Origin of the sequence: Acidovorax sp., from assembly GCF_016783915.1 — a bacterium.
Lineage (GTDB): Bacteria > Pseudomonadota > Gammaproteobacteria > Burkholderiales > Burkholderiaceae_C > Acidovorax.
Map to the genome: position 1 here is coordinate 1 of NZ_JADHVT010000055.1, position 25,745 is coordinate 25,745.

21 protein-coding genes and 2 tRNA genes are annotated in these 25,745 nt (G+C 61.9%); 11 read left to right on the forward strand and 12 right to left on the reverse strand.

Annotation, left to right across the window (positions count from 1 at the left end; genetic code table 11):
• The 4 genes from ilvC to pbpG form a co-directional block, all read left to right on the forward strand.
• A partial coding sequence (gene ilvC / locus ISS20_RS12190) for a ketol-acid reductoisomerase (RefSeq protein WP_291436924.1) occupies positions 1-722 on the forward strand: 722 nt, incomplete at its 5' end.
• Between the two features lie 192 nt (positions 723-914).
• The gene (gene pssA, locus ISS20_RS12195; protein ID WP_291436925.1) at positions 915-1,748 is read left to right on the forward strand and encodes a CDP-diacylglycerol--serine O-phosphatidyltransferase; all 834 of its coding nucleotides are present in this window, start codon (positions 915-917) and stop codon (positions 1,746-1,748) included.
• Between the two features lie 206 nt (positions 1,749-1,954).
• Positions 1,955-3,493, forward strand: coding sequence for a 2-isopropylmalate synthase (locus ISS20_RS12200; RefSeq protein WP_121943206.1), 1,539 nt, complete (start codon positions 1,955-1,957; stop codon positions 3,491-3,493).
• A gap of 115 nt (positions 3,494-3,608) precedes the next feature.
• Positions 3,609-4,685 (forward strand): D-alanyl-D-alanine endopeptidase, encoded by a 1,077-nt coding sequence (gene pbpG / locus ISS20_RS12205; protein WP_291436926.1) that lies wholly within the window; start codon positions 3,609-3,611, stop codon positions 4,683-4,685.
• A 276-nt stretch (positions 4,686-4,961) separates the two neighbouring features.
• On the opposite strand, the gene ISS20_RS12210 is transcribed toward pbpG, so the two are convergent.
• The 5 genes from ISS20_RS12210 to ISS20_RS12230 form a co-directional block, all read right to left on the reverse strand.
• Complete coding sequence (locus ISS20_RS12210; RefSeq protein ID WP_291436927.1) at positions 4,962-5,789, reverse strand: IclR family transcriptional regulator; 828 nt, start codon at positions 5,787-5,789, stop codon at positions 4,962-4,964.
• 56 nt (positions 5,790-5,845) lie between these two features.
• Entirely contained in the window at positions 5,846-6,604 is a 759-nt protein-coding gene (locus ISS20_RS12215) for an arginyltransferase (RefSeq protein WP_291436928.1), read from the reverse strand.
• Positions 6,601-7,356 (reverse strand): leucyl/phenylalanyl-tRNA--protein transferase, encoded by a 756-nt coding sequence (gene aat / locus ISS20_RS12220; protein WP_291436929.1) that lies wholly within the window; start codon positions 7,354-7,356, stop codon positions 6,601-6,603. The genes ISS20_RS12215 and aat overlap by 4 nt, the downstream gene beginning before the upstream one ends.
• 111 nt (positions 7,357-7,467) lie before the next feature.
• A tRNA-Asn gene (locus ISS20_RS12225) sits at positions 7,468-7,543 on the reverse strand.
• 66 nt (positions 7,544-7,609) lie between these two features.
• Positions 7,610-7,685: transfer RNA gene (locus ISS20_RS12230), tRNA-Asn, on the reverse strand.
• A gap of 165 nt (positions 7,686-7,850) precedes the next feature.
• Between ISS20_RS12230 and def the strand changes: the two genes are divergently transcribed.
• Positions 7,851-8,390 (forward strand): peptide deformylase, encoded by a 540-nt coding sequence (gene def / locus ISS20_RS12235; RefSeq protein ID WP_291436930.1) that lies wholly within the window; start codon positions 7,851-7,853, stop codon positions 8,388-8,390.
• A gap of 33 nt (positions 8,391-8,423) precedes the next feature.
• Here the strand turns inward: def and ISS20_RS12240 are convergent, their stop codons facing one another.
• Entirely contained in the window at positions 8,424-11,024 is a 2,601-nt protein-coding gene (locus ISS20_RS12240) for a [protein-PII] uridylyltransferase (protein WP_291436931.1), read from the reverse strand.
• A 95-nt stretch (positions 11,025-11,119) separates the two neighbouring features.
• Positions 11,120-11,935 carry a type I methionyl aminopeptidase gene (map, locus tag ISS20_RS12245; RefSeq protein ID WP_291436932.1) on the reverse strand — a complete coding sequence of 272 codons (816 nt, stop codon included), beginning with the start codon at positions 11,933-11,935 and terminating at the stop codon, positions 11,120-11,122.
• Positions 11,936-12,072: 137 nt separating this feature from the next.
• Between map and purL the strand changes: the two genes are divergently transcribed.
• Positions 12,073-16,080, forward strand: coding sequence for a phosphoribosylformylglycinamidine synthase (purL, locus tag ISS20_RS12250; protein ID WP_291436933.1), 4,008 nt, complete (start codon positions 12,073-12,075; stop codon positions 16,078-16,080).
• Positions 16,081-16,167: 87 nt separating this feature from the next.
• On the opposite strand, the gene ISS20_RS12255 is transcribed toward purL, so the two are convergent.
• From ISS20_RS12255 to ISS20_RS12270, 4 genes are all read right to left on the reverse strand, one after another.
• Positions 16,168-16,497, reverse strand: coding sequence for a non-heme iron oxygenase ferredoxin subunit (locus tag ISS20_RS12255; protein ID WP_291436934.1), 330 nt, complete (start codon positions 16,495-16,497; stop codon positions 16,168-16,170).
• Positions 16,498-16,503: 6 nt separating this feature from the next.
• Positions 16,504-16,992 carry an aromatic-ring-hydroxylating dioxygenase subunit beta gene (locus ISS20_RS12260; RefSeq protein WP_291436935.1) on the reverse strand — a complete coding sequence of 163 codons (489 nt, stop codon included), beginning with the start codon at positions 16,990-16,992 and terminating at the stop codon, positions 16,504-16,506.
• Positions 16,993-16,994: 2 nt separating this feature from the next.
• The gene (locus ISS20_RS12265; protein ID WP_291436936.1) at positions 16,995-18,254 is read right to left on the reverse strand and encodes an aromatic ring-hydroxylating dioxygenase subunit alpha; all 1,260 of its coding nucleotides are present in this window, start codon (positions 18,252-18,254) and stop codon (positions 16,995-16,997) included.
• 83 nt (positions 18,255-18,337) lie between these two features.
• Entirely contained in the window at positions 18,338-19,321 is a 984-nt protein-coding gene (locus tag ISS20_RS12270; RefSeq protein ID WP_291436937.1) for a 2Fe-2S iron-sulfur cluster-binding protein, read from the reverse strand.
• A 146-nt stretch (positions 19,322-19,467) separates the two neighbouring features.
• On the opposite strand from ISS20_RS12270, the gene ISS20_RS12275 reads away from it, so the two are divergent.
• Positions 19,468-20,391, forward strand: coding sequence for a LysR family transcriptional regulator (locus tag ISS20_RS12275; protein WP_291436938.1), 924 nt, complete (start codon positions 19,468-19,470; stop codon positions 20,389-20,391).
• Positions 20,392-20,509: 118 nt separating this feature from the next.
• Here ISS20_RS12275 and ISS20_RS12280 read toward each other — a convergent pair whose 3' ends face one another.
• Positions 20,510-21,196 (reverse strand): methyltransferase domain-containing protein, encoded by a 687-nt coding sequence (locus ISS20_RS12280; protein ID WP_291436939.1) that lies wholly within the window; start codon positions 21,194-21,196, stop codon positions 20,510-20,512.
• Positions 21,197-21,429: 233 nt separating this feature from the next.
• On the opposite strand from ISS20_RS12280, the gene ISS20_RS12285 reads away from it, so the two are divergent.
• The 4 genes from ISS20_RS12285 (at position 21,430) to egtB (ending at position 25,501) form a co-directional block, all read left to right on the forward strand.
• Entirely contained in the window at positions 21,430-22,416 is a 987-nt protein-coding gene (locus tag ISS20_RS12285; RefSeq protein WP_291436940.1) for a DUF808 domain-containing protein, read from the forward strand.
• A gap of 129 nt (positions 22,417-22,545) precedes the next feature.
• Complete coding sequence (locus tag ISS20_RS12290) at positions 22,546-23,136, forward strand: OmpW family outer membrane protein (protein ID WP_291436941.1); 591 nt, start codon at positions 22,546-22,548, stop codon at positions 23,134-23,136.
• 238 nt (positions 23,137-23,374) lie between these two features.
• Positions 23,375-24,292 carry an L-histidine N(alpha)-methyltransferase gene (egtD, locus tag ISS20_RS12295; protein ID WP_291436942.1) on the forward strand — a complete coding sequence of 306 codons (918 nt, stop codon included), beginning with the start codon at positions 23,375-23,377 and terminating at the stop codon, positions 24,290-24,292.
• A 12-nt stretch (positions 24,293-24,304) separates the two neighbouring features.
• Positions 24,305-25,501 (forward strand): ergothioneine biosynthesis protein EgtB, encoded by a 1,197-nt coding sequence (gene egtB / locus ISS20_RS12300; RefSeq protein ID WP_291436944.1) that lies wholly within the window; start codon positions 24,305-24,307, stop codon positions 25,499-25,501.
• Positions 25,502-25,745 lie beyond the last annotated feature (244 nt).

Sequence of the window (25,745 nt, forward strand, 5' to 3'; positions counted from 1 at the left end):
AAGGCGCCTCGCTGGCCTTTGCCCACGGCTTCAACGTGCACTACAACCAGGTCGTGCCCCGTGCTGACCTGGACGTGTGGATGGTGGCCCCCAAGGCCCCAGGCCACACTGTGCGCAACACCTACACCCAGGGCGGCGGCGTGCCCCACCTGGTGGCTGTGCATCAGGACAAGTCCGGTAAGGCCCGTGACCTGGCCCTGAGCTATGCAGCTGCCAACGGCGGCGGCAAGGCCGGCATCATCGAGACCAACTTCAAGGAAGAAACTGAGACCGACCTGTTCGGCGAACAGGCCGTGCTGTGCGGTGGTGCGGTCGAGCTGATCAAGATGGGTTACGAAACCCTGGTCGAAGCCGGTTACGCCCCTGAAATGGCTTATTTCGAGTGCCTGCACGAGCTCAAGCTCATCGTGGACTTGATCTACGAAGGCGGCATTGCCAACATGAACTACTCGATCTCGAACAACGCCGAGTACGGTGAGTACGTGACCGGTCCAGAAGTGATCAACGAGCAGTCGCGCGCCGCCATGCGCAATGCCTTGAAGCGCATCCAGAACGGCGACTACGCCAAGATGTTCATCCAGGAAGGCCGCCTGAACTACCCAAGCATGACGGCCCGCCGCCGCAACACGGCCGACCACAGCATCGAAAAGGTGGGCAGCCAGCTGCGCGCCATGATGCCCTGGATCGCCAAGAACAAGCTGGTCGACCAGACCCGCAACTGATGTTTCGTTTCTGAAGCGTCAAAAGGCCACTTCGGTGGCCTTTTTCATTGGCGGGCGGCCCGGTGTGCAGGCGCTACACTGCGGCCTTCGCCATTTGTGCTCGTAGCGGTCGGCGCTCCTGCGGGAAATGGTTCAATACTATAAATTTAATAGCAGCTTGTGCAATATTTGCGAGCGCTGGAGGTTTGTTTGATGCATGACGGCAATGAATCCACCGACAACCCCGGTGTGATGGTGCGCAAAAGGCGCAAAGGCATCTACATCCTGCCCAACCTGTTCACTCTGGCAGCCCTGTTTGGTGGCTTCTATTCCATCGTCATGGCCATGAATGGCCGTTTTGATCAAGCGGCGGTGGGCGTCTTCTGTGCCATGGTGCTCGACAGCCTCGACGGGCGAGTGGCCCGCATGACCAACACCCAAAGTGCGTTTGGCGAGCAGATGGATTCGTTGTCCGACATGGTGTCCTTTGGTGCTGCGCCTGCCCTGATTGCCTATGAGTGGTCACTTCAGGGCCTGGGCCGCTGGGGCTGGATTGCTGCGTTTGTGTACTGTGCATGTGCGGCGCTTCGCCTGGCGCGTTTCAATGTGAACACGGGCGTTGTGGACAAGCGCTATTTCCAGGGGCTGCCTTCGCCAGCCGCTGCGGCCTTGGTGGCTGGGTTCATCTGGCTGATGACTGAGCTGGGCGTGCATCCTGGTGAAGACCACTGGCTGAGCTGGAGCCAGGTGACATGGATCATGTTTGCCTTCACGCTGTATGCGGGGCTCACCATGGTGACCAACGTACCGTTCTACAGCTTCAAGGATGTGCAGATGAAAAAGAGCGTGCCTTTTGCTGCCATTGTGCTCATTGCGCTGGGCATCGCCGTCATCAACATTCACCCGCCTATCGTGCTGTTTGGTGTGTTCGTTTTCTACGGCCTGAGCGGTTACGGCGTGTACGCCTGGCGCAAGGCCAAAGGGCAGCACAGCAGCGTCATCAGCACCTCCACGGACGAACCCGATGAACGCGGCCTGCACAAGTGATGGCCGTGTTATCCGGCCAGTTGTGCTACATTGCCATGCATGAACTTGTTTGCTCTGGCACTACTGCTACCTCCCCACGGGCGGAGACAGTAGGCGCACGCGCACACTTTTCCACAAAGGCCCGTTTGCACCCGCAACGGGCCTTTTGTTTTGGGCGCCAGATTTTTACGTTGCGGGCCCCCACCCACTGATACCAGGAGAACAACATGGCTGACAAACTGATCATTTTCGACACCACCTTGCGCGATGGTGAGCAGTCCCCCGGCGCATCGATGACCAAGGACGAGAAGCTGCGCATTGCCCGCCAGCTGGAGCGCCTCAAGGTGGATGTGATCGAAGCCGGTTTCGCGGCCAGCTCCAATGGAGATTTCGAGGCGGTTCAGGCCATCGCCAATGCCATCAAAGAGTCCACCATCTGTTCCCTGTCGCGTGCCAATGACCGTGATATTTCACGTGCTGCGGAGGCCCTCAAGGGCGCGGCGAGTGCCCGTATCCACACCTTCATAGCCACGTCGGCGCTGCATATGGAGAAAAAGCTGCGGATGACACCTGACCAGGTGTTGGAGCAGGCCAAGCAGTCGGTCCGTTTCGCACGCAACCTGGTAGGTGACATTGAGTTCAGTCCCGAAGACGGCTACCGAAGTGACCCTGACTTTTTGTGCCGTGTGCTGGAGGCTGTGATCGCGGAAGGCGCCACCACCATCAACGTACCCGATACCGTGGGCTATGCCGTTCCGGAGCTGTATGGCAACTTCATCAAGACGCTGCGCGAGCGCATCCCCAACAGCGACAAGGCGATCTGGTCGGTGCATTGCCACAACGACCTGGGCATGGCGGTGGCCAACTCGCTCGCCGGTGTGAAGATTGGTGGTGCGCGGCAGGTCGAATGCACCATCAACGGTCTGGGTGAGCGCGCCGGTAACTGCTCTCTCGAAGAAGTGGTGATGGCAGTCAAGACCCGTCGCGACTATTTTGGCCTTGAGCTGGGGATTGATACGCAGCACATCGTGGCAGCCAGCCGCATGGTCAGCCAGACCACCGGTTTTGTGGTGCAACCCAACAAGGCCGTGGTGGGGGCCAACGCTTTTGCGCATGCCAGTGGTATCCACCAGGATGGCGTGCTCAAGGCGCGCGACACCTACGAAATCATGCGTGCAGAAGATGTGGGCTGGAGCGCCAACAAGATCGTGCTGGGCAAGCTCAGTGGTCGCAACGCCTTCAAGCAGCGCTTGCAGGAACTGGGTGTCAGCCTGGACAGCGAAACCGAGGTCAACACCGCTTTCACGCGCTTCAAGGAGCTTGCTGACCGCAAGAGCGAGATTTTTGACGAAGATATCCTGGCACTGGTCAGCGACGAGAGCGTGACGGCTGAAAAGGAGCAATACGGCTTCGTATCGCTGTTCCAGCAAAGCGAGACTGGTGAGCAGCCCCGTGCGCGCATCGTGTTCACCGTGGATGGGCACGAGGTGCGCGGCGAGGCGGAAGGGAACGGCCCTGTCGATGCCTCGCTCAAGGCCATCGAATCGCATGTGAAGAGTGGCGCCGAAATGGTGCTGTATTCCGTCAATGCCATCAGTGGCTCTACCGAGAGCCAGGGTGAGGTCACCGTGCGATTGCAGAACAGCGGGCGTGTCGTGAATGGGGTGGGCGCAGATCCAGACATCGTCGTGGCATCGGCGAAGGCCTACCTCAGCGCTTTGAACAAGTTACAAAGTAAAGCCGATCGGGTGGCCGCACAAGGCTGAGTGATCAATTTATAATTCACTCACTTTCTTGGAAAGTCGCGCAAGGTATTGATCTTGCGCGACTTTTTTTGATTCTGTACACTGCCCAATAATTCTTACCGTTTGGAGCACTTTGATGCACCATCGCCGCAACGCTGCAGTGAATCGATTTTTCCAGTGGATGGGTTTCGCGCTCATGAGCGCCGCCCTCATTTCGCCCTCTGTGCATGCGGCAGATGTCAAAAAGCAAGGGGCCAAAAAACAGCAGGTCAGCGCAGCCAATGCCAAGCGCGCTGTGGCACCGCGTAAGGTTGCCGCGAGCATCAAGCCGACGCGTGTAGCGGCCCGGACCGCCAAGGCGCCGACCAAGGTGGCGTTTGTGCCAGCCAAGCCATCTTTTGGTCAGATGGCGGGCTTGCATGAGGTCAATGATCCGCTGGACCTCAAGTCCAGCGTAGCGCTGGTGGTGGATCAGGACACCCATGAGGTATTGCTGCGCAAGAACGACCAGGCTGTGCTTCCCATCGCGTCGCTGACCAAGCTCATGACGGGCATGCTGATCTCTCAGGCCAAGTTGCCCATGGACGAGCCAGTCACGATCACGCAGGACGATGTGGATACCGAAAAGGGTAGCCGGTCGCGCCTGACAGTGGGTACCACGCTGACGCGTGGCGAGATGCTGCATCTGGCGCTGATGTCCAGCGAGAACCGGGCTGCCCATGCGCTGGGTCGTACCTACCCAGGTGGCTTGGAGCTCTTCGTAAATCAGATGAACGCCAAGGCCAAGTCGCTGGGGATGAACGATACCCACTATGTGGAGCCCACCGGCTTGTCTAGCCGTAACCAGTCAAGTGCCCGCGATCTTGCGACCCTGGTTGGAGTGGCGCACGGAGATCCCTTGTTGCGCGAGCTATCCACTTCGCCCGGCTACGAAGTGGCGGTGGGTCACAAGACGCTTCAGTACAACAACACCAATGGTCTGGTGAAGAATCCTACCTGGGACATCGGTCTGCAAAAGACCGGCTATATCTCAGAGGCGGGCCGTTGCTTGGTGATGCAAGCCCAGGTGGCGGGGCGCAAGTTGATCATGGTGTTCCTGGACTCTGCAGGCAAATTCAGTCGACTGGGCGATGCCGAACGGGTGCGCCGCTGGGTAGAGTCCAATCCTTCGCTGGCCGCACCGTTGCAGGCGGCACGCAGCAACAACGGCTGATACGCAGAACCTCTCGCACATGCGCCTGACAGGCTGGTCCTGTCAGGCGCTATTGTTTTGTGGCGCGAGTCCGCCCTCGTAAACGGTCTTGGTTAAATCGGGTCAGTGGGCATCTCATACCTTGAAGGGGTATGCGCAATAAGCTGGCAAGACCGTGCCAGTGGCCTGCCGCACATATGCCACTGCCACCTAGCATCGTCTGTGCCTCGTCACCTCAATATGCCACTGCGACCTCGCCCATGGCGCCGTTTGCAAATGGGGTGTGGATGTAGGGCGTCAGCGCAACTCGGTACGTTGGCTGGTGATTGGGTTGTGACTGGCATCGGTACTTGGCGTGTGGCCCAGAGCCAGCGAAATCTCGTTCGCCGTTGCTTGTAGTTTGGGCAGCCAGCCTTCATCCAGCCGGTCGGCAGGGGCAGAAATGGACAGGCCCGCTACCAGCTTGCCCTGGTCGTCATATACGCCGGCGGCCATGCAGCGCACACCCAGCTCCAACTCTTCGTTGTCGCGGGCAATACCGTATTGCCGGGCCTTGGCCAGTTCCCGCTCCAGCACTGGCAACTGCGTGATGCTGTTGCGGGTGTGGCCTGCAAGACCTGTGCGGGTGGCGTAGGCGCGAACGCGCTGGGGGTCATCCAGTGCGAGGAAGAGCTTTCCTGTAGAGGTCAGGTGCAGTGGCGCCCTGCCGCCAATGGCACGCACGACCTGCATGCCCGACCGCTCACTGTAGGCGCGCTCCACATACACAATTTCATCGCCCTGGCGCATGCTCAGGTTCACGGGCTGCTGGATCAGCTTGTGCAGGCTGCGCATGGGGGTCAGCGCAGCGTCACGAACGCTCAGGCGGGCCTTCACCAGGTTGCCTAGCTCCAGCAGTCGCATGCCAAGCCTATAGCTGCCTGATTCGGGGCGGTCCACAAACCGGCCGATGGTCAGGTCGTTGAGGATACGGTGGGTAGTGGAAGGGTGCAGCCCGGTTTTCTCGCTGATTTCCTTGAGGGAAATTGCGTCTTCACGAGAAGCCAGAACATCGATCAGTGTGAACATGCGCTCAAGCACCTGAACGCTGGGTTTGAGAGGGATGCTGGGATCGGTTTTTTTCATGAGCGGCTATGGTGCAAGGGCCGCTGCATTTTATCTTGTGAAATGTGAGCGTGTGTTCAGGTGCTCGTTTGCGCAGTGTCTGTTACCCGGTGCCATAGCCCATCTGTGCGGATTTCATGGGGCAGAAAGCGGGCCTTGTAGTTCATCTTGGGGCTGGTTTCAATCCAGTAACCCAGGTATACGTGGGGTAGGCCCAGGGCATGGGCTTGCGCAATTTGCCACATGACGTTGTAGGTGCCGTAGCTGCAATGGGGCTCGGGTTCGTAAAACGTATACACGGCAGACAGGCCGTCATCGAGCACATCGAGAATGGAGACCATCTTGAGCGCGCCAGGTTCGCCTGATGCATCGGTCTCGCGAAACTCCACCAGTCTTGAGTTCACCCGGCTTTGCAGCAGAAATTGTGTGTACTGGTCGATGCTGTCATGGTCCATGCCGCCGCCCGCATGCCGGCCGTTCTGGTAGCGCAAATAAAGCTGGTAGTGTTCGGGCACAAAACACAGCCGCAGCACCCGGGCTTGCAGTTGGCCGTGGCGTATTGCTGCGCGTTTTTGGCTGCGATCGGGCTTGAATTCGTTGACAAGGACCCGCAGCGGGGTGCAGGCCTGGCATCCGTCGCAATAGGGGCGGTAGGTGAACATGCCGCTGCGGCGAAACCCCTTGGCTACGAGGTCGGAATAAAGATCGCTCTGGATCAGGTGGCTGGGCGTGGCGACTTGTGATCGCGCCTGCCGGTCCGGCAGATAACTGCAAGGGTAGGGGGCTGTCGCATAAAACTGCAGGGTCTGCAGCGGAAGGTCGTTGAGTTGCGTCATGCCGGATCGGTCTTGGGTGGCAGCAGCTCGTTCCAGTATACGGGCTCAAATCTCCAGGGGACGGCGGGCTGTTGTCGCGCTTTGTTCACATTCTCAAGGAAATCGGCCCGAGGTATCTCCCGCCCGCCCAGCGAGGTGAGGTGCTGCGTATTCTGCTGGCAGTCAATCAGAGTGATGCCATTGCGGCGGCACAGGCATACCAGTGCGGCCAAGGCGATCTTGGAGGCATCGGTCATATGTGCAAACATGGATTCCCCGAACACAGCTTGGCCCAGTGCCACGCAATACAGGCCTCCAGCGAGTTGACCGTCCACCCAGGTTTCCACGCTGTGGGCATAGCCCGCTAGGTGTAGATCGGTGTAGGCATTGACCATCTCTGGCACGATCCAGGTTCCAGCTTGGCCCTCGCGTTCCTTGGTGGCGCAGGCGGTGATGACGTCCTTGAATGCACTATCGATGCGGATTTCGCAACATGCCTGCCTGCGAAACGCCTGCAGCCTCTTGTTCAGTGATCGACGCAGTCGAAACTCTGATACCGGCAGCACCATGCGCGGATCGGGTGCCCACCACAGGATAGGCTGCCCGGGGCCGTACCAGGGAAAGGTGCCCTGCGCATACGCGGCACAGAGGCTGTTCACATCCAGCGCACCGCCTGCGGCCAGCAGTCCCGGGGCAGGATCGGCTGCTCCCCATGCCAGTGTCGGTGCAGGGAGTGGGTCATTGGGTTCCAGCCAGGGCAATTGCGGGTGCATGCGGGTGTGTGTCGCAAAGGCACTATTGTCTGGCAAGCGCTTGCACGCTGGGTGGCGGGTGCTGGCCAACAAAAAAGCCCCACACTCAGAAAGTGCAGGGCTTTTTCAGATTGGCTCCTCGACCTGGGCTCGAACCAGGGACCTACGGATTAACAGTCCGGCGCTCTACCGACTGAGCTATCGAGGAATGATCGGTATCTATCAACTGACTAATTAAAAGGCCCCGCTTTTCTCATGCAGGGCCTGCAATTCTTGGCTCCTCGACCTGGGCTCGAACCAGGGACCTACGGATTAACAGTCCGGCGCTCTACCGACTGAGCTATCGAGGAACAAGACTTAGATTATATACACAAAATTTGGCCCGAATCCACAAAACTGACTGCATAGGTTCGCAAACCCATGCACCAACATGGGGCCGCAGAGCGCGATATGCTGGGCACCCTAACGCTAGGTTGGCGGCACGGTGCCTTGTCTTCAAGCATTTCCCACATTTCATGACCATCCACACCATTTTGAAAATGGGCGACCCCCGCCTGCTGCGCGTGGCCCAGCCTGTCACCGCGTTCGACACTGACGAATTGCATCAGCTGGTGCGCGATATGTTCGAGACCATGGCCTCAGTGAACGGCGCCGGACTGGCCGCTCCGCAGATTGGTGTGGATCTGCAGCTGGTGATCTTTGGTTCCAACGACCGCAACCCGCGCTACCCGGACCGTCCGCTCGTGCCGCCCACGGTGCTGCTCAACCCGATGGTCACGCCCCTGGGCGTGGAGGAGGAAGAGGATTGGGAAGGTTGCCTGTCCGTGCCCGGCCTGCGTGGCAAGGTGCCTCGGTGGTCGCGCATCCGCTACACGGGTTTTGACCTGTATGGTGACCCCATTGACCGCACGGTGGACGGCTTCCATGCCCGGGTGGTGCAGCATGAATGCGATCACCTGATTGGCAAACTTTATCCCATGCGTGTGCGTGATTTCACGCAGTTCGGGTTCACCGAGGTGCTGTTCCCGGAAATCAGTGCCACTGAGGACGACTGAACCTGATAACGTTCCGGGCCGATCCCGGGGAGGTCAGGACGATAGTTCCTGCAGCAGCTCGGTCTCGATCTGGATCTGGCGGGCGTTGTTTTGCAGCTCTGGGCCCTGAATGAGAAAGGTGTCTTCCACCCGCTCGCCCAGAGTGCTGACTTTTGCCAGTTGCACGCTCAGGTGGTGCTGCGCCAGGATGCGTGCCACGAGGTAGAGCAGACCGGCACGGTCGCTGGCCGAGATCGCCAGCAGCCAGCGCTGCGCCTTTTCGTCGGGGCGCAAGGTCACCCGGGGCGCTACAGGAAAGCTCTTGACCCGGCGTGACACCCGCTTGCGGGTGGGCTCTGGCAAAGGGCCGCCTTCCTCGATCACGCGCATCAGATCGCTCTCGACCATGTGGGTCAGCTCGCGGTAGTGCCCGGGCTGCTCCGATGCGGAAGACGCTACGACCTGGAAGGTATCGAGTGCATAGCCGTTGTTGGCAGTGTGCACCCGCGCATCGAGGATGCTGAAACCCACGCGGTCGAAATAGCCGCAGATGCGTGCGAACAGATCAGCCTGATCGGCGGCGTAGACCATTACCTGCAGACCATCGCCCGCCAGCGACTGGCGGGCGCGCACCACCGGCTTGGCGGCGCCCACATGGCGCGACAGGTGCCGCGTGTGCCAGGCAATGTCGGCAGCGTCGTGGCGCATGAAATAGCTCACGTCCAGCGTGGCCCACAAGGCCTTGTGGGCGTCAAAGGGCAGGGCATTGAGTGCCAGCAGCACCAGTGCCTCTCGCTTGCGGGCTTCGATCTCGGCCGCTGCGTCGGGTGCGCGGCCGCCCAGTGTGCGCAGGGTTGCGCGGTACAAGTCTTCCAGCAACTTGCCCTTCCAGGCGTTCCAGACCTTGGGGCTGGTACCGCGGATATCTGCCACGGTAAGCAGGTACATGGCCGTGAGGTTGCGCTCGTTGCCCACGCGGCGCGCAAAGGCTCCGATCACGTCCGGGTCGCTCAGGTCCTGCTTTTGCGCCACAGTGCTCATGGTCAGGTGCTCCCGCACCAAAAACTCGATGAGCCGGCCATCTTCGCGGTCCACGCCGTGCTGGCGGCAAAAACGCCGTACTTCCTCAGCGCCGATCTGTGAGTGATCGCCGCCCCGGCCTTTACCGATGTCGTGAAACAGCGCCGCCACGTACAAGATCCACGGCTTGTCCCAGCCGCCAGCCAGCTGCGAGCAAAAGGGGTACTCGTGCGCGTGCTCGGCCATGAAGAAGCGCCGCACATTGCGCAACACCATCAGGATGTGCTGGTCCACCGTGTAAACGTGGAACAGGTCATGCTGCATCTGCCCCACGATGCGGCGAAACGGCCACAGGTAGCGGCCCAGCACCGAGGTCTGGTTCATCAGCCGCATGGCATGGGTGATCCCCGAAGGCTGTTGCAGGATGCGCATGAAGGCATCGCGGTTGGCCGGGTCGCGCCGGAAGGCGCTGTCCATCACGCCGCGTGCGTTGTACAGCGCACGCAAGGTGCGGGCTGACAGGTCCTTGAGCCCCACCGTGGTCTGGTAGAGCAGAAATGTCTCCAGGATCGCATGGGGGTCGCGGGTGTAGAGGTCGTCGCTGGCCACCTCGATAAGACCCGCCTTCTCGAAGAACCGTTCGTTGATCGGACGCGGCTCATGGGTGGAAGGGTTCAGGCGTTCTTCTATGTTGAGCAGCAGGATCTGGCTGAGCTGCGACACGGCCTTTGCTGCCCAGTAGTAGCGGCGCATCAGACTTTCGCTGGCCCGCATGGGCAGGCGCGAGCCATCGGGTGCTTGCGAGCGGTAGCCAAACGATTCGGCCACCGCAGTCTGCAGGTCGAACACCAGGCGGTCTTCGTGTCGCCCGGCCGCTGCGTGCAGGCGGGCGCGGATCAGGCACAGCAGTGCTTCGTTGCGCTCGATCTGGCGCACTTCGAAGGCCGTGGCCAGGCCACTGGCAGCCAGTTCTTTCCAGCTGCTTCCCAATCCGGCGGCCTGCGACACCCACAGGATCATCTGCAGGTCCCGCAGCCCTCCTGGCGACTCCTTGCAGTTGGGCTCCAGCGAGTAGGGGGTGTTCTCGTACTTGGTGTGGCGCTGCCGCATTTCCAGCGTCTTGGCCACCAGGAACGCCTGGGGGTTCATCTGCGCGCGGTACTGGCGCTGAAATTCGGCAAACAGCGCCGCATTGCCGCAGACCAGCCGCGATTCGAGCAACGAGGTCTGTACTGTGACATCGCCCGCACTCTCGGCGAGGCACTCCGCCACCGTGCGCACGCTCGACCCGATCTCCAGGCCCGTATCCCAGCAACTGCCGATGAATCCTTCCAGCTTCGCACGCAATGCGCTACCGGTTTCGGGCGCCGTGCCGTCTGGCAACAGCAGCAGGACATCGACATCGGAGTACGGGAACAGCTGGTCACGTCCGAAGCCGCCGACTGCCACCAGGGCCATGTCTTCAGGCAGCTGGGCGCGCAGCCACAGAGTCTGGAGCAGGTTGCCCGCCAGCGACGACAGTTTGCGCAACAACACACCGATACCGCGTGTGGAGGAGCCGGTGGATTTCATGGCCGCCAGGAGGGCGGCCTTGTCGCTGCGGTAGGTGTCCCGCAGGGCATGGAGTTCAGTCATGGTCGGAGTGTGCTGGTAGGGGCCATGAAAATGCCATGCAAGAGTTGTGCGAGCGCCGATGCGTCAGGGAGTGTCATCGGCGTCGCGGGGCCAGATCAGGTGGCCGTGGCGGTCACAAATGGCGGCAGCGGCGGCGACCCCGCCGACAGCGTCATCACCTCGTAGCCTGTGGGCGTGACCAGCACGGTGTGCTCCCACTGGGCCGACAGACTGTGGTCCTTGGTCACGATGGTCCAGCCGTCGTTGCCAAAGTCCTTCACCTCGCGGCGGCCCGCGTTGATCATGGGCTCGATGGTGAACACCATGCCGGGCACCAGTTCTTCAAGTGTGCCGGGCTTGCCATAGTGGAGCACCTGCGGCTCTTCGTGGAACTTCTTGCCAATGCCGTGGCCGCAGAACTCGCGCACCACCGAAAAACCATGGCCTTCGGCAAACTTCTGGATCGCGTGGCCAATATCGCCCAGGCGGGCCCCGGGCTTGACCTGTACGATGCCATGCCACATGGCCTCAAAGGTCAGTGCTGACAGGCGCTTGGCGGCGATCGAGCACTCGCCGATCAGGAACATGCGGCTGTTGTCGCCGTACCAGCCGTCCTTGGTGATCACGGTCACGTCCACATTGACGATGTCGCCCTTCTTGAGGGGTTTGTCGTTGGGGATGCCGTGGCACACCACGTGGTTGACCGAGGTGCACAGCGAAGCTGGGTAGGGCGGGTAGCCCGGTGGCTGGTAGCCCACGGTGGCCGATATGGTGCCCTGCTGGGCCATGCATTCGGCGCCCAGGCGGTCGATCTCTTTGGTGGTGATGCCTGGCTTGATGTGCGGCGTGATGTAGTCCAGCACTTCGGAGGCCAGGCGGCAGGCCAGACGCATGCCCTCGATGTCCTCGGCGCTTTTGATGGTGATGCTCATGCCGCAATTATCCCATCGGCCCCCCGGCTGCGCAGGCGGCCGGCCCATGCCCGGTAAAATGGAGAGCTCCGGTGCTGGTTGCACGCTGGCGCCCGGAGCCACCCTCTACCCCTGACACCCCCCAACAGGCCGCTACCGTGACCTTGCACATGACCACGCTGGCGGGCGGCAACGCCCTCAGCTCCTTCCGCGCCCAGCAACTTCAACCCGGCCTGGAGGCCATTCACCCCAAGATCAGTGGCATTGCAGCGCGTTTCGTGCACCTGGTCGCCACCGATGCGGCCCCCACTCCTGCAGAACAAGAGCGCCTGGCTGCGCTGCTGACCTACGGCGACCCCTATGCGGGCCCCGAAGATGGCGCCGTGCTGATCGTCACGCCCCGGCTGGGCACACTGTCGCCCTGGGCCTCCAAGGCCACCGACATTGCGCGCAATTGCGGCATCGCCATTCGCCGGGTAGAGCGCATCACCGAATACCGCATCAGCCTCAAGACGGGCCTGCTGGGCAAAACCCCTGAGTTGACGGCCGAGCAGCTGGCCCGGGTGGCCGCTTTGCTGCATGACCGCATGACCGAATCGGTGGTGGCCGACCGCAGCGCCGCAGCCGCCCTGTTCACCGAACTGCAGCCCGCGCCCATGGAGCATGTGGACGTGCTGGCTGGTGGCCGCGCTGCACTCGAAGCCGCCAACACCCGCTTTGGTCTGGCGCTGGCGGACGATGAAATCGACTACCTTGTCACCGCCTTCACGGGTCTGAAGCGCAACCCTACCGATGTGGAGCTGATGATGTTCGCGCAGGCCAACAGCGAGCACTGCCGCCACAAGATCTTCAACGCCCAGTTCACCATCGACGGCGTGGCGCAGGACAAGAGCCTGTTCGGCATGATCCGCAACACCCACCAGCTGGCGCCCCAGCACACGGTGATTGCGTATTCGGACAACGCTTCGGTGATGGAAGGCCACCAGGTAGAGCGTTTTGTGGCAAAAATGGCCGCAAGCGCTGGTGATTCAAGCGCTAATAGCTATCAAAAAAGTAGCGTTACACAGCATGTGCTGATGAAGGTGGAAACCCACAACCACCCCACGGCCATCTCGCCATTTCCCGGCGCGTCCACCGGCGCGGGCGGCGAGATCCGCGACGAGGGCGCTACCGGCCGGGGCTCCAAGCCCAAGGCGGGCCTCACGGGTTTCACCGTGTCCAAGCTGTGGGGCAGCACGGTGGGCAAGCCTGAGCACATTGCCAGCCCGCTGCAGATCATGGTCGAAGGCCCCTTGGGGGGCGCGGCGTTCAACAACGAATTCGGCCGCCCCAACCTGGCAGGCTACTTCCGCGAATACGAGCAGGAAGTCGCTGGCGTGCAGCGCGGCTACCACAAGCCCATCATGATCGCGGGCGGCGTGGGCGTGATCGATGCCGAGCTGACGAAGAAGATCGAGTTCCCCGCCGGTTCACTGCTGATCCAGCTGGGGGGGCCCGGCATGCGCATCGGCATGGGCGGCAGCGCCGCCAGCTCCATGGCCACGGGCACCAACGCGGCCGAGCTGGACTTTGACTCGGTGCAGCGCGGCAACCCCGAGATCGAGCGCCGTGCGCAAGAGGTCATCAACCACTGCTGGGCGCAGGGCACGGCCAACCCCATCCTTGCCATCCACGACGTGGGTGCGGGCGGCCTGTCCAACGCCTTCCCCGAGCTGACCAACGATGCAGGCCGTGGCGCACGCTTTGACCTGCGCGCCGTGCAGCTCGAAGAATCGGGCATGGCCCCCAAGGAAATCTGGAGCAACGAATCCCAAGAGCGCTACGTGCTGGCCATCGCGCCCGAGTCGCTGGAGCAGTTCAAGGCCTTCTGCGAGCGCGAACGGTGCCCGTTTGCCGTGATCGGTACTGCCACCGAAGAGCGCCAACTGGTACTGCACGACCCCGCCGCCACGGCCGACGACCAGAAGCTGCCCGTGGACATGCCCATGAACGTGCTGCTGGGCAAGCCGCCCAAGATGCACCGCGACGTGAAGACCGTGGTGCGCGAATTCGCACCGATGGACTTGACCGGCGTGCCACTGCAAAAAGCCGTGATCGACGTGCTGGCTCACCCCACGGTGGCGTCCAAGCGCTTCCTGATCACGATCGGCGACCGTACCGTGGGTGGCCTGAGCCACCGCGACCAGATGGTCGGCCCCTGGCAGGTGCCTGTGGCCGACTGCGCAGTGACGCTGGCCGACTACAAAGGCTTTGCGGGCGAGGCCATGAGCATGGGCGAGCGCACTCCGCTCGCCGCCATCAACGCCCCCGCCTCGGGCCGCATGGCGGTGGCAGAGGCAATTACCAACTTGCTGGCTGCACCCATCGAGCTGCCCCGTGTGAAGCTGTCCGCCAACTGGATGGCCGCCTGCGGCGAGCCCGGCGAAGACGCTGCGCTGTACGAAACCGTGAAGGCCGTGGGCATGGAGCTGTGCCCCGCGCTGGGCGTGTCCATCCCCGTGGGCAAAGATTCGTTGTCCATGCGCACGCAGTGGAGCGAAGGCGCGGACAAGAAGAAAGTCACGTCCCCTGTCAGCCTGATCGTGAGCGCCTTCGCCTCGCTGTCCGATGTGCGCGGCACGCTCACGCCCCAGCTCAATGCCACCGAGGCCGACACCACGCTGGTGCTGATCGACCTGGGCAAGGGCCAGAACCGCATGGGCGGCAGTATCCTGGGCCAGACGCTGGACCAGAGTGGCGATGTGGTGCCCGATGTGGACGACCCCCAAGACCTGGTCAACCTCGTCAATGCCGTGAACGCGCTGCGCGCCAAGGGCCAAATCCTGGCCTACCACGACCGCAGTGATGGTGGCCTGCTGGCCGCAGCGGCAGAAATGGCCTTTGCGGGCCATGTGGGCGTGTCGCTCAATGTCGATCTGCTGGTGACCGAAGGCGACGGCATCAGCGACAGCCGTGCTGAAGTGGGCGACGCCAAGAACTGGTCGGGCCAGGTCAGCGCGCGCCGCGAAGAACTCACGCTCAAAGCCCTGTTCAACGAAGAACTGGGCGTGGTGCTGCAGGTCAAGACCAGCGAGCGCAACGATGTGATGCAGACCCTGCGTGAGCATGGTCTGTCCAGGTTCAGCCACTTCATCGGCAAGACGCGCCCCGCCTCGTCGTCCATCGATGCAGGCAAGGGCGAGCTGCAGGTCTGGCGCGATGCCAAAGCGGTGTTCAGCGCCACCCTGGCAGACCTGCACCAAGTGTGGGACGCGGTGAGCTGGAAGATTTGCCAGCAGCGCGATAACCCCGCCAATGCGGATGCCGAGCACGCCGCAGCGGGCGAGCCCACCGACCCTGGCATGCACGTGCACCTCACGTTCGACGCCACTGACAACGTGGCCGCGCCGTACCTCAACCTCGCCAAACCCAAGGTCGCCATCCTGCGCGAGCAGGGCGTGAACTCGCACATCGAAATGGCCTACGCCTTCACCGAGGCGGGCTTTGAGGCCTACGACGTGCACATGACCGACCTGCAGACCGGCCGCGTCCAACTCGAAAACTTCAAGGGTGTGGTCGCCTGCGGCGGCTTCAGCTACGGCGACACGCTGGGTGCGGGCATTGGCTGGGCGCGATCCATCACGTTTAACCCGGTGCTGGCAGCTCAGTTCCAGGGCTTCTTCGGTCGCACGGACACGTTCGGCCTGGGCGTGTGCAACGGCTGCCAGATGTTTGCCGAGCTGGCCGACATCATCCCCGGTGCGCAAGACTGGCCACGTTTCACCACCAACCAGAGCGAGCGCTTCGAGGCCCGCCTGTCGCTGGTGGAAGTGCTCGATTCCCCCAGCCTGTTCCTGCAGGGCATGGCCGGCAGCCGCCTGCCGATTGCCGTGGCGCACGGTGAGGGCTATGCGAACTTCAAGTACCGGGGCAACGCCGACAAGGCCATTGCTGCGATGCGCTACGTGGACAACCACGGCCGCGCGACGGAGCAGTACCCGTTCAACCCCAACGGCAGCGCGGGTGGCCTGACGGCAGTGACCACTGCCGATGGACGCTTCACCGCCATGATGCCCCACCCAGAGCGCGTTTTCCGCAACGTACAGATGAGCTGGACCAGCGAAGACCAGGCCCAATACAGCGGCTGGATGCGTATCTGGCGCAACGCGCGCAAGTGGGTGGGGTGATGGCCTGAGGCACCATGTGTTGCATGGTGCCTTCTGCTCCCTCTCACAGACCGTTGAACACCTCTCGGTCAGCGGCCACGGTTTCTTTCAGGTGGGGTGCAAGTCCATTTGAAGAAACACGCGCCCCCCGTCGATGCGCACGGGGTAGCACTTCAGCGGATCGGTGACGGGGGCACAGGTGGGGCTGCCGTCACGGACATCAAACTTCCCCTGGTGCAGGGGGCACTCGATTTCATGGCCGTCCAGAAAGCCATCGCAAAGACGCGCATGCCCGTGCGTGCAGATGTTGTCGGTCGCAAAGACCCTTCCGGCCACCTTGTACAAGGCAATGCTGCGCTCACCCACCTGCAATCCGATGACATCGTCTTCGGGTACTTCGGCCTCACTGGTGGCGTCAATCCAGGATGATTCGTTCATGGCGGTTCAGATGGGATAGATGATGGAGTTTGGAATCATTTCGCTGTCGTACACGCAGATGCGCTTCGAAAACTTGAGCCCTGCCGGAGTCCGTTCGATCACGTCGATGTACCGCCCCACGTTGAACACCGTGGATTCACGCGAGAGCTTGGTGCGGAACACCGCGTAGTTCGCCTCTGCCTCAAAGCGGTTTCCATTCGCTACGACGACCACCGGCGCACCCACCACATGGCGTTGGTAATAGGGGTCATGGAACAGGGTTTCCCGGATGCCATACACACGGTCCTTGAGCATTCCCTTGCTTTCAAACAGCAGCGTTGCCAGTGGAAAGCCGCGTTCGTGGTTCTCGCGGGGCACCAGCTTGTAGGTGCAGTCCTCCGTGAAAAACTCGGGCCACAAATCCCAGTGGCCGGAGTCCACGGCCAGCGCGTACTCTGCATACAGGCGCGAGATGGCCATGTAGTCATCAAAGTGAAGTTGGGGGGCGGGGCTCATGGTCAGGCCTCCATCACTTCACGCCAGTACGCATACATTCCACGAATCAGCGTCTCGGTCACCATGTGATCGGTGTTTTCCACGGTCTTGCCCCCCAACTCCGCCAGAGTGCGGTGGTACGGTTTGCTTTCAAAGCCTTGCTGGGAAAACTCGATCACTTCCCCGTCGTCTGCAGAGACGAACCCCGCAGGGCCGAACAGGTTGGCCTGTCGCAGACGGCGCTGCGTCATCTCCTCGGTGTCATCGTCGAACCCGAAGTGCGTCCACACAAAGTCGAAGGCGCCATGGCCGTCTGGCTGAATGTGCCGGGTCGAGACGCTGTTGACCTGCTGCTGCAGGATGACGCTGGGGAACACCGTCATCATGACGGCCGTGGGGCCACCCCACCATGGCTCTGGCACGATATCAAGAAACCGCGCGTCGTTCAGCTGCATGCTTTCCTTGAAGCTGGACACCTGGGTGACCTGGTCGGCTTTTCCGGCCTGGCCCCGCGTAGAGATCATCGCGGCGTGCCGGTGGCGCACATCCATTTTCAGCTCGCTCTTGTTGTCGGCCCGCCAGAGGCCAAAGGTCACAAACCAGGTGTGCAGCAAGCCCGGGTGGTAGGGGTCCTTGATGTTCTCCTGCATGAGCTTCCAGTTGCCTGGAATGCGCTGGCGGTTGTAGCCCAGAATTTTCAGTCGCCGACCGTTGAAGAGCCGGTCAAAGTACGACAGGATTTCCGGCCCCAGGAAGTCTTCGAGCGACTCGATGTCGTGGTCGAAGCTGGCAAAAACGACGCCCCCACGGGTGGCCACCTTCAGCTTGTTCAGGCCATGGTCCGCTGTCTGGAAATCAGCAGGCATGCCGCCGTTGACTTTGCCGTCCTGCTTGACGCCACGGCGAAACGGCACCCCTTGAAGATCCCCTTGCAGCGTGTAGCTCCACTGGTGATACGGGCACACAAAATCCTTCTTGTTGCCGTGGCGCTCGCGGCAAAACTGCATTCCGCGATGGGCGCACACGTTCTCGACCACTTGGATTCCGCTCGCGTCACGCACCATGATGACGGAGCGTTCTCCCACCACCGTGCGCTTGAAATCCCCCACGTTCGGTACCTCGGCCTCCAAACCGACATAGTTCCAATGCTGTCGGTAGAAGAATCGTTCAAGCTCCTTCTTGTGCAGGTCTTCGCCTATGTAGGCCATGAACGGGATTCGGCTGCTGCCCTCGGTTTCCCATTGCATCTGGCCGGGGAAGACTTCCTTGACCGGTGTACTCATCGCTATCTCCTTCGAATTTTTGGGGCGTCAACAGTGGCAGCGATGGCCCTCAGACCGTCGCTTTGAGCAGGCCGGACTACACACTAGGTGCCACTGGCATAAAACGCATCCACGTAAATCTGCTCTGGCAACACGCCCATTTGCCGCACCAGCAAAGAAGTGGCTTCGACCATGGGCGGTGCGCCGCAGAGGTATGCGCGAAAACTCGCCAGGCTTGGCCAGTCATGGGCGATGGCGTCGGTCACGAGGCCTGTGCGGCAAGCCCTCGCCTGGCCAGACGCGACCACAATGTGCACCTTCAGGTTCGGGTGCTGAAGTTGCAGCGCTTCCAGCCATTCAAGGCCATAGATGTCGCGCTCAGATCGGACACCGAAGTACAGGTAGATGGGATTGCCCATGCCTGCGGCAGCCACACCACGAACGATGGACAGGATTGGTGCCAGCCCTGTGCCACCCGCCACACATAGCATCGGCCCGGTGTGCTTGCGCCGCAGGTATGCGGAGCCCATCGGGCCGCTGACCCGAACCGTATCCCCCACGCGAAGCTCGTTCGCAACATAGGCGGTGACGCGGCCTTGCGGAACCAGCCTGATATGAAACTCCAACGTTTTGTCTTGGGCAGTGCCTGCCATGGAGTAGGGCCGCACATGCGCGGGGGTGAACTGCAGTTGCGCATACTGGCCCGGCGAAAAATCCAACGCCTTCGCTGGTTGGAGAATCAGCCGCTTGATGTCATGGGTTGGGTCTTCAATGGCCAAAACGGTGGCTTTGATGATTCGCGCCGTATGCACGACCACTTCATCCGGTTCGGGAATCTCCACCGTGCAGGGCTCTGTCAGAAAGGTCTGGCACGCCAGGACGTACGAGTCTTGCGCAGCCAGCGGTTGCTGCACCTCGCGCCCAGACTCCAGCACGTGTCCTGTCACGATCTTGCAGCGACAGGTTCCGCACCTCCCGGCCATGCAGCTGTACGAAACCGGCACATCGTTATCGCGCAGGGCGTCCAGCAGATTGACGCCGGCCGTGACATTGAGAGTGCGCGCTAGTGGGCGGACGTGGACTTCCATCGTGTGTTGTCTCGGGAGCCTTTTTGGGGGTGTCGTTTCCTGGAGCAGGAATTGATGGGCCCGATGATCAGACGCACGAGAAAATCAGTCAACGCGATGATGTGAATGTTGAATATCATTCAAATCAATATTTAGCGAGGCAACCGATGGAGCTCAAAGACATTGACCTGAATCTGCTGGTTGTCTTCAATCAGCTCCTCACCGAACGCAAGGTTTCCAAGGTGGCAGAGAACCTGGGACTTGGGCAGCCCGCCGTGAGCAATGCGCTTGCGCGGCTGCGCAAGCTGTTTGACGACGAGCTGTTCACACGCACCGCGAGCGGTATGCAGCCCACCCCGTTTGCTGGCCAGCTGGCGGAATCGGTGGGGTATGCGCTGGGGATGATTCACGGGGCAGTGAACGCCAGGAACACATTCGACCCGCTCACCAGCAAACGCAGCTTCACCGTGGGGATGACGGATATCGGGGAGATCTACTTTCTGCCGCAATTGATGCGGCGCATTGAGGAGGCCGCGCCGTTCGTCACCATCAGCACTGTACGCAATGCCGCCATCAACCTGAAGGACGCCATGGAGGCGGGCCATGTGGACCTTGCCGTGGGCCTGCTGCCGCAGTTGAAGGCGGGGTTTTTTCAGCGCCGCCTTTTTGAGCAGAACTACGTCTGCATGTTTCGCAAAGGACACCGGCTGGATCAGAAGAAAATCCGTTTGCAGGACTTCTTCAGTGCGGACCATGTGGCCATAGTCTCTGCGGGCACCGGCCATGGGCAGGTGGACGAGATACTGGACAACCACTCACCCCAAAGGCAGGTGAAGCTCAAAGTCCCTCACTTCGTCGCCGTGGGTCATATCTTGCAGTCCACCGATCTCGTCGCCACCGTACCGGAGCGTCTGGCCGAGCGCATGGCTGCGCCTTTTGACCTCCGGTATCTGGCGCACCCGGTCAAGCTGCCCAAAATTGCCATCAACATGTTCTGGCACGCGAAGTTTCACAAGGACCCCGCGAACCAATGGCTGCGCTCGCTGGTCTTTGATCTCCACTCGGATGCTTCATCCAGCCTCAGGGCCTAGCGAGGCTGAATCAGAGTGGATGCTTGTTCAGCGGTGCTTTGCTTCAGTTGCCCATTTTTCAGGTGTCTGAGCGTTTTTTTGCGTGCGAGGCAGGTGTGCAACAGAGATTGTCAGTGGCTCAGACCCGCAGCGGCCTTTCGTACACCAGCAGTCGGCCCTTGTAGGCAGGGCGGTCTTCCTGCTCGGGGTGGTCCAGCCGTTCCTCCACCACCTCAAAGCGGTGAACCGCCATCTGTTTGTGAAAGCTGGAGCGGTTGCCCCGGTTCGGGTCCACGATCCAGATCTGCGCGCCGTCGCCTGCGTGGTGGTCCAGAAAGGTGGCCAGGGACGCACGGGCGTCGCGTTCATACAGTACATCGCTGCCCATGATGAGGTCGAACTGGCCTTGCACCGCGTTGGCTTGTGCTGGCGCTTGGGAGCCCCATTGGCCTGTGCGGTACTTCATGGGGTGCAGGCCGTTCAAGCGCGCGTTTTCCTGCAGAAACTGTTGGGCCAGCGGATGGCAGTCGCTGGCGGTGACATCGATGCCGCGTCGGTGGCACACCAGGCTGGCCAGGCCCAGGCCGCAGCCAATCTCCAGCACTCGTTCGCCTGCCAGCAGGGGGCGATTGGCCATGCGCCGGGCCAGCTGCGCGCCCGAGGGCCATAACAGGCCGAACAGGGGCCAGGCGGCGGATGATATGCCCAGTGCCTCGGCGGCGCCCAGAGGGTCGGCAAACTGCTGCTTGTCGAGCAGCGACTGGATGATCAGGTCGGCCGCGCCGGTGATGGCGATGTCTTCCTGCTTGGTCAGGTAGCCGGGCATGGCGGGGCGGTGAAGCCCACAGAAGGCCCCATAGCGGGTAGTCGATAAGGGCGCGAGTATGCGCCTTGCGGCTAGGCAGACATGCCCGCAGGCACTGTGGGGCTATCTGTGAATGGCATTGCCGCTGCACGATGGTGGAACTTGCGCTGCTGTTGTCTGTGCGTTGCTATAGTGCGGCGCACACCCGCGGCATGTTCGCCGCTTTTTTTGCGACTCACCCCCAAGGACTTCCCATGGCCGCTGGCAGCCTGCTTGCTTTGCTCGACGATATCGCCACCATCCTCGACGATGTGGCCTTGATGACCAAGGTGGCGGCCAAGAAGAGCGCCGCCATGGCCGACGATGTATCGGTGATGACCAAGGTGGCTGCGCAGAAGACGGCGGGCGTGCTGGGAGACGACCTGGCGCTCAACGCCCAGCAGGTGACCGGGGTGCGCGCCGAGCGCGAGATCCCGGTGGTGTGGGCGGTGGCCAAGGGCTCGTTCATCAACAAGCTCATTCTGGTGCCCGCTGCGCTGCTGATCAGCGCCTTTGCGCCTTGGGCCGTGACGCCGCTGCTGATGGTGGGGGGCGCCTTCTTGTGTTTTGAGGGTTTTGAGAAGGTGGCGCACAAGTTGCTGCACGCCCAGCACGAGGACGAGGCTGAGCACGAAAGCCACGCCAAGGCCAATGCCAATCCGGCGGTGGATCTGGTGGCCTTTGAAAAGGACAAGATCAAGGGCGCCGTGCGCACGGACTTCATCCTGTCGGCCGAAATCATTGCCATCACGCTGGGCACAGTGGCCGCCGCACCCTTTGTGCAGCAGCTGACCGTGCTGTCGGGCATCGCCATCATCATGACCATTGGTGTCTATGGGCTGGTGGCGGGCATCGTCAAGCTGGATGACCTGGGACTGTGGCTCAACAACAAGACCAGCAGCGCCGCGCGCGCCCTGGGCTCGGGCATCTTGCGCGCGGCGCCCTGGCTGATGAAGGGCCTGTCCATTGCGGGCACTGCGGCGATGTTTTTGGTGGGCGGTGGCATTTTGGTGCACGGCGTGCCTGCGTTGCACCATGCGGTTGAGGCTGCAGGCACGGCAGCGGCGCAATGGCCCGTGGGCGGGCTGTGGGCGGTGCTGGTGCCCAACCTGCTGAACGCCGTGGTGGGCATCGTGGCAGGGGGCCTGGTGCTGGCCGGGGTGACGCTGGTTCAGCGCCTGCGGGGCAAGTCCACAGCCTGATAGTGGGTATTTCTTGATATAGGTCTAAGGGTTAGTACCAGGGCCTTGAGGTAGGGCAAGGCCGGGTGGGGGCCGCAGCGGTTCAATGCATGTACGGGGGTCGTCCCCGTCCAACCGATGCGAAATACCATGAAAAAGAACCTGCTGGCTGTCGCCGTTCTCTGTGCCCTGTCTTCTGGCGCTGCCCTGGCGCAACAGGCTGAGGGCCCCTGGATGGTCCGTGCACGTGCGGTGCACCTAGACAGCGCCAACAAGGACAGCACCCCGCTGGGCCTGTCGGTCAACAACAAGACCATGCCTGAAGTGGATGTCACCTACTTCTTCAACAAGAACATCGCGGCAGAGCTGGTCCTTACCGTGCCACAAAAGCACACGCTCAGCGCTGGTGGCGCAGCCATCGGCACACTCAAGCACCTGCCACCTACACTGCTGGCGCAGTACCACTTTGATGCCCCCGGCTTCAAGCCTTATGTGGGCGCGGGCCTGAACTACACGCGGTTTTCCAGCGTGAACCTGCCTGCTGGTGTGAGCATTGACCGCAACAGCTTCGGCCCCGCGCTGCAAGTGGGTGTGGACATCCCGCTGGCCAAGAACCTGTATCTCAACTTCGATGTGAAGAAAGTTTTCATCAAGACCGAGGTGAGCGCAGGCGGTGCCAAGCTGGGCACCTTCAAGGTGGACCCCGTTCTGGTGGGCGTGGGTCTGGGCTGGCGCTTCTAAGGGCGCTGGGGCCTAGTGGCCCCTGTGTTCCTGACAGCAAAAGTTCTCCAAGGGTCAAAGGGCTGGCGCATGCGCCAGCCCTTTTTTTGTGGGTGCGGAAATGGCCTACACACGGCAATCGGCGAGGCAACGCACAATGGGGCAGGGGAGCGTGTGGGGCGGGCCGCAATGTGGGCGCTCCAGGTGCCTCTGCTTTTGACCACCCGGCGGCGCTGCCGCTCCAACGTCCTGACGACCCATGCTCCTGCCTCGCTATTCCGACATCACCCACGGACTGACCCAGCGGCCCGCACGCATCTCCCCCAAGTATTTTTACGACCAGCACGGCTCGCAGCTGTTTGAGGCCATCACGCGCTTGCCGGAGTACTACCCCACACGCACCGAAATGGCGCTCATGCAGACGCATGCAGACAGCATTGCGGGCGCCGTGGGCGCAGGCCGCACCCTGATCGAACTGGGCGCGGGCAACTGCGAGAAAGCCCGCACACTGTGCCGCCTGGTGCAGCCGGCGTGTTTTGTGGGCGTGGACATTTCGGCGGATTTTCTGGAGCAGGCGGTGCAGGGGCTGCGCGATGATTTCCCGGCGCTGGATGCCCGCGCACTGGCGGGCGACATGACCCTGGGGGTGGCACTGCCCGACGACATTCCCCGCACCGGGCGCCTCGTGTTTTACCCGGGCTCGTCCATCGGCAACTTCGATCCACCGCATGCGCTGGAGCTGCTGGCCCACATGCGCGAGCTCATTGACGACGATGGTGGCCTGCTCATCGGCATCGACCTGCCCAAGGACGTGGCGGTGCTGGAGGCGGCCTACGACGATGCGGCAGGGGTGACGGCCGAGTTCAACCGCAATGTGCTGCGGCATGTGAACCGCCTGATCGGCAGCGACTTTGACGTGGCGCAGTGGCAGCACCGCGCGTTTTTCAACACCGAGGCGTCGCGCATCGAAATGCACCTGGAGGCCGCCTCTGACACCGAGGTGTGCTGGCCCGGCGGCGGTCGCAGGTTCGACCAGGGCGAGCGCATCCACACCGAGAACAGCTACAAGTACCCGTTGCCCGTGTTCACCGACATGCTTGCGCGCGCCGGTTTTGCGCAGGCGCAGGCGTGGACGGACGAACGCGGCTGGTTTGCGGTGGTGCACGCGCGTCCTTGATCGGTGGCCGCAATGACCATGACTTCCAACACACTGCAGTCCCGCTACACCGCCGTGCGCGGCCGCTCGGTGGCACTGGCCGCGCCCCTGTCGCCCGAGGACTGCAGCGCGCAGTCCATGCCTGACGCCAGCCCCACCAAATGGCACTTGGCGCACACCACCTGGTTTTTTGAAACCTTCGTGCTCGAAGCGCACGAACCCGGATTTGTGCCGTTTGCACCTGCGTTCCGGGTGCTTTTCAACTCTTACTACAACGGTGTGGGGGCCAAGCACCCGCGCCCGCAGAGGGGGCTGCTTACGCGCCCCGCGCTCCATGAGGTGCTGGCCTACCGGGCCGATGTGGATGCCCGCATGGCGCGCCTGTTGTCGACCGTAGCGCACGATGCCTCGCTGTGTGCCCTGATCGAGTTGGGCTTGCAACACGAGCAGCAGCACCAGGAGTTGATGCTCACCGACATACAGCACCTGCTGTCGTGCAACCCGCTGTTCCCTGTCTATGCGGCGGCTTGCGATGTGGTGCCACAGCCCGTGGCTGCAACTTTGACGTGGCATTCTTTCGACGGAGGGCTCATCGAAATCGGCCATAAAGGCGAAGGCTTTGCGTTTGACAACGAAGGCCCACGCCATCGCACGTACCTGCACCCTTACACACTGGCATCGCGCCTTGTTACCCAGGCTGAATTTGCGGCCTTTGTGGAGGGCGGGGGCTACCAGAACCCCATGCTCTGGCTGGCGGAAGGTTGGGATTGGCGGGCAGCACAGGGTCTGAATCACCCGCTGTACTGGCACCGCGTGGAGGGGGCGTGGCATCACTTCACGCTCTCGGGGCTGCAGCCACTGCAGGGATCGCAGCCTGTGGTGCACATCTCGTACTACGAAGCCGATGCCTACGCGCGCTGGGCGGGAGCCCGTCTGCCCACCGAGGCCGAATGGGAGCACGCGGCCGCGCAGGATGCCGACCCCATGGTGCAGCTCTTTGGCGTCGCCTGGCAATGGACACAGTCGAGCTATGCCCCGTATCCCGGCTTTCGGGTTGCAGAGGGTGCCGTGGGCGAATACAACGGCAAGTTCATGGTGAATCAGTACGTGCTGCGGGGCTCGTCAAGCGCCACGCCACCTGGGCATGAGCGGCTGACCTACCGCAACTTCTTCCCGGCCACGGCGCGCTGGCAGTTCACGGGCATCCGGCTGGCACGCGACGTGGGTTGAAGACTGGCAGCGCCCGGCGCTGGCTGCCATCGCCCCGCCGTGCACGGACAGGCCCCGCAATTTTTTGTGCGCTACTGTCACATTTGCTATCAAATGTGTAGCTTGCATCGCATCTTCCACTACCGCTAGGGCGCGAAAAGTCTCAAAAATGTGGTGACGAGTGCCTGGCCATGCGCTTTGGGGGCGCATGGCCACCCGCACATCACACCTTGTCGAGCGCCTGGGCCAGGTCGGCCTGCAGGTC

Coding starts and splice junctions, on each gene's coding strand:
- egtB (WP_291436944.1), top strand. CDS start 24,305: ATGACCATGACTTCCAACACACTGCAGTCCCGCTACACCGCCGTGCGC.
- ISS20_RS12290 (WP_291436941.1), top strand. CDS start 22,546: ATGAAAAAGAACCTGCTGGCTGTCGCCGTTCTCTGTGCCCTGTCTTCT.
- def (WP_291436930.1), top strand. CDS start 7,851: ATGACCATCCACACCATTTTGAAAATGGGCGACCCCCGCCTGCTGCGC.
- ISS20_RS12265 (WP_291436936.1), bottom strand. CDS start 18,254: ATGAGTACACCGGTCAAGGAAGTCTTCCCCGGCCAGATGCAATGGGAA.
- ISS20_RS12200 (WP_121943206.1), top strand. CDS start 1,955: ATGGCTGACAAACTGATCATTTTCGACACCACCTTGCGCGATGGTGAG.
- egtD (WP_291436942.1), top strand. CDS start 23,375: ATGCTCCTGCCTCGCTATTCCGACATCACCCACGGACTGACCCAGCGG.
- ISS20_RS12270 (WP_291436937.1), bottom strand. CDS start 19,321: ATGGAAGTCCACGTCCGCCCACTAGCGCGCACTCTCAATGTCACGGCC.
- ISS20_RS12215 (WP_291436928.1), bottom strand. CDS start 6,604: ATGACGCAACTCAACGACCTTCCGCTGCAGACCCTGCAGTTTTATGCG.
- map (WP_291436932.1), bottom strand. CDS start 11,935: ATGAGCATCACCATCAAAAGCGCCGAGGACATCGAGGGCATGCGTCTG.
- ISS20_RS12275 (WP_291436938.1), top strand. CDS start 19,468: ATGGAGCTCAAAGACATTGACCTGAATCTGCTGGTTGTCTTCAATCAG.
- aat (WP_291436929.1), bottom strand. CDS start 7,356: ATGCACCCGCAATTGCCCTGGCTGGAACCCAATGACCCACTCCCTGCA.
- ISS20_RS12285 (WP_291436940.1), top strand. CDS start 21,430: ATGGCCGCTGGCAGCCTGCTTGCTTTGCTCGACGATATCGCCACCATC.
- ISS20_RS12280 (WP_291436939.1), bottom strand. CDS start 21,196: ATGCCCGGCTACCTGACCAAGCAGGAAGACATCGCCATCACCGGCGCG.
- ISS20_RS12210 (WP_291436927.1), bottom strand. CDS start 5,789: ATGAAAAAAACCGATCCCAGCATCCCTCTCAAACCCAGCGTTCAGGTG.
- ISS20_RS12260 (WP_291436935.1), bottom strand. CDS start 16,992: ATGAGCCCCGCCCCCCAACTTCACTTTGATGACTACATGGCCATCTCG.
- pssA (WP_291436925.1), top strand. CDS start 915: ATGCATGACGGCAATGAATCCACCGACAACCCCGGTGTGATGGTGCGC.
- ISS20_RS12255 (WP_291436934.1), bottom strand. CDS start 16,497: ATGAACGAATCATCCTGGATTGACGCCACCAGTGAGGCCGAAGTACCC.
- ISS20_RS12240 (WP_291436931.1), bottom strand. CDS start 11,024: ATGACTGAACTCCATGCCCTGCGGGACACCTACCGCAGCGACAAGGCC.
- pbpG (WP_291436926.1), top strand. CDS start 3,609: ATGCACCATCGCCGCAACGCTGCAGTGAATCGATTTTTCCAGTGGATG.